Consider the following 6,727-nt stretch of genomic DNA (forward strand, 5'->3'; position numbering starts at 1 on the left):
GCAGCATATAGCTGCCCTTACTTTCATATCTTCTCTTATAGAGTACTAGCAGGGTCGATGGTGTTCCCGTTTTTTCTGATCTCATAGTGAAGATGCGGACCTGTGCTCAGTCCGGTATTCCCGGTTTTAGCAATAAGCTGTCCCTTCTTTACCTTTGTTCCCTTCCCCACTATCCACCTGTTCAGATGAGCATACCTCGTGGTATATCCACCCCCGTGGTCGATAATTACAATCTTACCATATCCATTCATCCATCCAGAGTAGGTCACAACTCCTGCATAGGGAGCATATACCGGTGTATTCATGGCAGCTCTCAGGTCTACTCCGTGGTGGGTTGTCCTCCTCTTTGTTACAGGGTGAACTCTTGTACCATAGGGACTGTTGATAGATATTGATTTAAGGGGTTTTCTAAAGGATCTGAGGGTAGGTGAACTCAGGTTATTCCTGGAGCTGCTGCTACTTGCAACCCTTGCGTTAGTCTGTCCCGGCATCAGGTAGATCTTCTGGCCAACCTGAATATTGTTATCCCTTAGGTTGTTGTATCTCTTTAAGTCATCCACGTTTACATTGTATCTGGCAGATATTCTATAGAGGGTTTCTCCCCTCTTAACAACATGATAGGTTGATTTGGTGCTCTTCTTCTTCTCTCCCTTCAAAAGGAGTCTCTGACCTTCATATACCTTTGCTGAAGTCATATTGTTCAGGTCCATGATCTCATTTACACTTATCTTATTCCTGGCTGAAATGGAATAGAGAGTTTCATTTCTCTTTACAGTGTGGTAGTTACTGCTGCAGCCGGCTAAGATAAGAAAGAGAGAACCTAGTGCTATCTTCTTTAATCTTCCCATTGACGTACTCCTTTTTTTGGTCTCATTATTAATTTACCATAAATAATAACATCTTTCAATGATATTTCCTTTGAAATCAAGGGTTTTTGGTGGTATAATTAGTTTAAATAATTATAATACAGGAGAAGATTTAATATGGTAGATTTTGATGCAGTAGATAAGATGATAGACATAGTTGAGAGTGGAGAAATTCCTTCAGGATCAACCTTTAATGATTTTGCTATAAAGTTTTACCTGGAGAGCAAGGCTCTGCCCCTTTCCAAGTATCTGAGGAATAAGGGGAAGACCAAGAGGCTTCCAAAGATCATGAATACAAGAAAGGCCGGAGAGGTTCTCTGGATGACGGAGAAGGATGAGGATACAATTAAGTTTCTCAAGAGGAGGGGATATAAGGAGATACCTAAGCTTGACTACACTTGTGTTATGCTTCTGAGAAAGACCGACCTTCTCTCCAACTGGACAAAGATCCTCTCATACTTTGAGGGAAAGGGGACTATAGAGGAGATAAACAACTCCACAAGAACCATCCTACTTCCAGATGAGAAGGAGAAGCTGGAAACCTTTGTTATCAAGGAACTCAACGTAAACCAGAAGGAGTATGACTGGCTTATAAACAAATACTCACAGATTATAGACAACAAGGAAGTTGGAAGAGCCATAAGAAAACTTATGAGGTAGGTGGAGTATGGAGATAGTAAAGCTTGGTATAGAGGATTCCCATAGGTTCAGCAGATTTTTAGAAAAGGTCTCAGAGGAGACCACCTACCTCACCTTTGACAGAGAGGAAGCTCCCGACCTGGAAGCTTCCCAGGCTATGCTCAAGATCCTCAGTCTGGGGAAGAATGCTTCCTTTGCAGCGGTAGAGGGGGAGGAGATAGTAGGAAATATTACCTTCAGGGGAAGGGAAAACAGAAAACGTCTGGCCCATGTGGGGGAGATTGGTATAGTTGTAGCCAAGAGCCACTGGGGAAGAGGTATCGGGAAGGAACTCATTGAGAGGGTCATCCTCCACTGCAGGGAAAACTCCATTGAAAAGATAGGACTCAAGGTGCTGGATACCAACAGCAGAGCTGTGGAACTCTATGAAAGACTGGGATTTATCAGGGAGGGAGTTCTCATAGATGAGGTGAAGATAGAGGGGAAGTACTACAACTACGTAGTAATGGGCCTCTTTATAGACAGATAATTTATCAAAGCTGTTGACAAAGCCCCAGAAATACTGTAAATTATATAGTAAGTAAGGGATTATTGAATGAAAGCAGTAAACCTAAAAACAAAAATAAAAAACATAAATAAAAAACATAAATAACTTTAGATAACTTTAAATATATTTGTATGAACCCCTTCGTGCCTGGCATGATTGGTATTAATATGGATGTTTTACAGGGATTTAAAATCATATTAGTCTGGGTTTACCTTTAGGCTTTGATTTTAAGTGCCTGTTTTTTTTATAAAAAAATTATCTTAAGTCATTTAAGTTAATATATTGATTCTATTAAGACATAGGAGGGGCATATGAGTAGAAAGTTTAAGAGGATATTGATTGCAAACAGGGGCGAGATAGCAATAAGAATAATCAGAGCATGTAAGGAGCTGGGGATAAGATCGGTGGCCATCTATTCAGAGGAGGATAGAGGGGCAATCTTCAGAGTAAAAGCAGATGAGGCCTATATGGTGGGAAAGGGAAAGGCTCCCATCGATGCCTATCTGGCTATAGATGAGATAATCACTCTGGCCAAGAAGAAGGGGGTAGATGCAATCCATCCTGGATATGGATTCCTCTCGGAAAACCCAGAGTTTGCAAGAAAGTGTGAGGAGGCTGGTATCGAGTTTATAGGGCCTAATGGAGATATGATGGAGAGCCTCGGGGATAAGATAAAGTCCAAGATTGTGGCCTCACAGGTGGGAGTACCTACCATTCCAGGTGTGGATAAGCCTGTAAAATCAGAGGAGGAGCTTCTGGAGTTTGCCGGCAGCTGCGGATATCCTATAATGCTTAAGGCTGCTGCAGGAGGCGGGGGCCGTGGAATGCGTATAGTTAGGGAGGAAGGAGAACTCATATCCTCCTACAGAAGTGCAAAGAACGAGGCAAGTAAAGCCTTTGGAATAGATGATATCTTTGTGGAGAAGTATGTGGAGGAACCAAAACATATAGAGGTGCAGGTACTGGGAGACAAATATGGAAATGTAGTCCACCTATATGAGAGGGACTGTTCGGTACAGAGAAGGCATCAAAAAGTGGTGGAGATATGTCCAGCCCTCACCCTTACAGAGGAGCAGAGGGAGGCTATGTGCGAGGATGCCCTTAAGATAGCCAGATCCGTAGGTTATAGAAGTGCTGGAACCCTTGAGTTTCTTGTGGATAAAACAGGTAACCATTACTTTATTGAGATGAATCCCAGAATACAGGTGGAGCATACAATAACTGAGATGGTGACCGGGATAGATATAGTACAGAGTCAGATCCTTGTGGCAGAGGGATACAGACTGGACTCGGAGGAGATAGGTATTCCTAGTCAGAAGAGTATAGAACCCAGAGGGTACTCCATTCAGTGCAGGATCACAACTGAAGATCCATTAAACAACTTTGCCCCAGATACTGGTAAGATAGATATCTACAGAACAAGTTCAGGTTTAGGGGTACGTCTGGATGGGGGAAATGGATATGCAGGAGCAGTAATCGGTCCATACTACGACAGCCTTCTGGTAAAGGTTATCTCCTATGGAAGGACCTTTGAGGATGCCAGAAGAAAGGTACTCCGTTCCCTGAGAGATACCAAGATAACTGGGATAAAGACAAATATAGCCTTCCTTATAAATGTGATTAACCACTCTGTATTTGCTGAGGGTAGGTGCAACACAGGATTTATAGGAGAGCACCCGGAGTTATTCAAGGGAGCATCCAGAGAGGACTTCGAGGGAAGTGTCCTTAAGTTTATAGCTGAAAAGGTGGTAAATGAGACCCACGGCAGTGAGAAGAACTTTGATGTCCCTGTAGTGCCTGGTTTATCCTACCCGGAAGGATTAAGGGGAACAAAGCAGATCCTAGAGGAGAGAGGGCCTGAGGGAGTAGTAGAGTGGATCAAGGGTCAGAAGAAGCTCCTCCTTACAGATACTACCATGAGAGATGCCCACCAGTCCCTTATGGCAACTCGTATGAGAACAAAAGATATTACCAAGATAGCCAAGGATACCTCTATCCTTGCCAAGGACCTCTTCTCCCTGGGGTGCTGGGGAGGAGCTACCTTTGATGTTTCCTATAGATTTTTAAAGGAATCCCCGTGGGAGAGGCTGAGAGAGATAAGAAGAGAAGTTCCCAATGTCCTTCTACAGATGTTGATCAGGGGATCCAACGCTGTGGGGTATAAGAACTACCCGGACAATGTTATAGAGGAGTTTATCAGGCAGGCCTCTGACAGTGGTATAGATGTATTCAGGATCTTCGATTCCCTCAACTGGGTAAAGGGAATGGAGGTGTCCATAAGAGAGGTCATTAAAAACGGAAAGATAGCAGAGGCATGTATCTGTTATACTGGGGATATCCTTGACCATAAAAAGGGAAAGTACAGCCTGGAGTACTATATAGAAAAGGCCAAGGAGATCGAGAAAACAGGTGCTCACATCCTGGGGATAAAGGATATGTCTGCACTATTAAAGCCCTATGCAGCCTATCAGCTCGTAAAGGCTCTAAAGGAAAACATCTCCATTCCCATCCACCTTCATACCCACGACACCACTGGAAACGGAGTAGCTACATGTCTTATGGCAGCTGAAGCAGGGGTAGATATTGTGGATACTTCCTTTGACTCCATGTCGGGCCTCACAAGTCAGCCTTCCCTGAACTCCATTGTGGCTGCCCTAGAAAATACAGGAAGGGATACTGGAATAGACCTAGATGATATTCAGCAGATATCCGACTACTGGAATGCTGTGAGACCTGTATATGCACAGTTTGAATCGGGCCTTAAGTCTGGTTCTGCAGAGATATATAAGTATGAGATCCCGGGAGGACAGTATTCCAACCTCAAGCCTCAGGTTGAGAGCTTTGGGCTGGGACACAGATTCAACGAGGTAAAGGAGATGTACAGAGGGGTAAACCATATGCTTGGGGATATTGTTAAGGTTACTCCGTCGTCCAAGATGGTAGGGGATATGGCAATATTCATGGTAAAAAATAACCTCACACCGGAAACTCTTCTAGAGGAGGGGAAATATCTCGCATTCCCAGATTCGGTGGTAGCCTACTTCAAGGGGATGATGGGTCAGCCAGATGGAGGTTTCCCAGTTGATATTCAGAAACTTGTCTTAAAAGGAGAGGAGCCTATCACTTGCAGACCGGGAGAACTCCTTTGTCCAGAGGATTTTGAGGGGATAAAGGACCATCTTGAATCTCAATATGGGATCGAGGCTAGTATAGAGGATGCTATCAGCTACGCCCTCTATCCCGATGTATATAAGGAGTATCTCAAGTATCTGAAGGAGTATGGAGATTTCTCCTCCATGGGAAGCGATATCTACTTCCACGGCCTCACTGAGGGAGAGACCTGTGAGATAGAAAGTAATAAGGGAGAGATGCTGGTTATTACCCTTCTCCAGATCTCTAAGGTAGATTCCCAGGGGTTCAGAACTGTAACCTTCGAGGTAAATGGGAATAGAACCGAGATCAAAGTAGCTGATAAATCCCAAAGATTGAGTTTAGAAGGAGGCAATGGCACCCTCATGGCGGACAGCAGCAACGATCTTCATATAGGTGCCAGCATTCCGGGATCCATTGCAAAGGTATTGGTAAAAGAGGGGGAGAGGGTAGAGGAAAATCAAACCCTGGTTATCATAGAGGCCATGAAAATGGAGACGAATATAACTGCCAAGAAAGCAGGAGTGGTTGAAAAACTTCTGGTAAAGGAGGGACAGGGAGTAAAATCCGGAGAACTTCTGGTGGAGCTGACAAACTGATAACTAAAAAGGAGCTGCCTTCGGGCAGCTTTTTTTGTACTTGAAAGTTTGATATCATATAGATATGAATTCTTTAAATAAACCATTAAAACAAATTCTTTCAAAATACTTCTTTAAATATTGGAGATGCAATAACCATAAATTTCCTTCTTCCTTAAAAGATAATATCCTTCATAATGTTAATCGCTTTCTTGAATGTGGAGATCCTAAGGTTGGATATACATCATTTATCTGTTTAAAGTGTAAAACTATTCATAAAACTCCTTTTTCCTGTAAGTCTCGTTTTTGTTCTTCTTGTGGAAGAGCTTACTCTGAAACCTGGGCGCATAATCTTACTAATAATTTAATTAATTGTTCTCATAGACATGCCGTCTTCTCTTTACCTAATGGCTGGCTTAGAAACATCTTCTTCAAAAAGAGGCACCTTCTTAAAGATTTAGCAGAGGCTTCGTACCTCGCGCTAAAGTACTCCTTTAATAAAATGGGAATTTCAACTTTTGGATCTATCTCTACAATACACACCTTCTCCAGAAAAATAGAGTGGAATCCCCACATCCATTGTCTAGTTACTTTTGGAGGACTTAATAAAAGCAACCAATGGAAAAATATTAAAAACCTTCCTTGGCAAGTTTTAAGGAAGGCTTGGCAAAAGTGTGTCTTGGATATCATTGCTAAATATGCCAAGAATATCAATTCTCAACACCTTAAAAATAAGGTTTCATTAACCTATAAAAGGTATCCAAATGGTTTTTACGTTAATGCTAAATCTAAAGTTGGTAATTTTAAAATTATTGCGAAATATATAGGTAGATATCTTGCGCGTCCTGCTGTTGCAGATTACCGAATCATCTTTTTTAACAGTAAAATTGTTAAATTTTGGTATCAAAACCCTGATTCTAAAAAGAAGCTTATCATCACCCTCACTA

Annotated in this window: 5 protein-coding genes; 4 read left to right on the plus strand and 1 reads right to left on the minus strand. The window is 42.4% G+C overall.

What is annotated here, in order from left to right; translation table 11 throughout:
• Positions 1 to 35 precede the first annotated feature (35 nt).
• Positions 36 to 848, minus strand: coding sequence for a peptidoglycan DD-metalloendopeptidase family protein (locus tag QMG11_RS01865; protein WP_281832947.1), 813 nt, complete (start codon positions 846 to 848; stop codon positions 36 to 38).
• Between the two features lie 135 nt (positions 849 to 983).
• On the opposite strand from QMG11_RS01865, the gene QMG11_RS01870 reads away from it, so the two are divergent.
• The 4 genes from QMG11_RS01870 to QMG11_RS01885 all read left to right on the plus strand — a co-directional run.
• Positions 984 to 1,526, plus strand: coding sequence for a hypothetical protein (locus tag QMG11_RS01870; RefSeq protein ID WP_281832949.1), 543 nt, complete (start codon positions 984 to 986; stop codon positions 1,524 to 1,526).
• A 7-nt stretch (positions 1,527 to 1,533) separates the two neighbouring features.
• A complete protein-coding gene (locus QMG11_RS01875) occupies positions 1,534 to 2,034 on the plus strand; it encodes a GNAT family N-acetyltransferase (protein WP_281832953.1) in 501 nt (166 codons plus the stop codon).
• 329 nt (positions 2,035 to 2,363) lie between these two features.
• Positions 2,364 to 5,801, plus strand: coding sequence for a pyruvate carboxylase (locus QMG11_RS01880; RefSeq protein ID WP_281832956.1), 3,438 nt, complete (start codon positions 2,364 to 2,366; stop codon positions 5,799 to 5,801).
• Positions 5,802 to 5,865: 64 nt separating this feature from the next.
• On the plus strand, positions 5,866 to 6,727 hold an 862-nt coding region (locus tag QMG11_RS01885), incomplete at its 3' end, for an IS91 family transposase (RefSeq protein ID WP_281832958.1).

Source organism: Propionigenium maris DSM 9537 (assembly GCF_027925155.1).
Lineage (GTDB): Bacteria > Fusobacteriota > Fusobacteriia > Fusobacteriales > Fusobacteriaceae > Propionigenium > Propionigenium maris.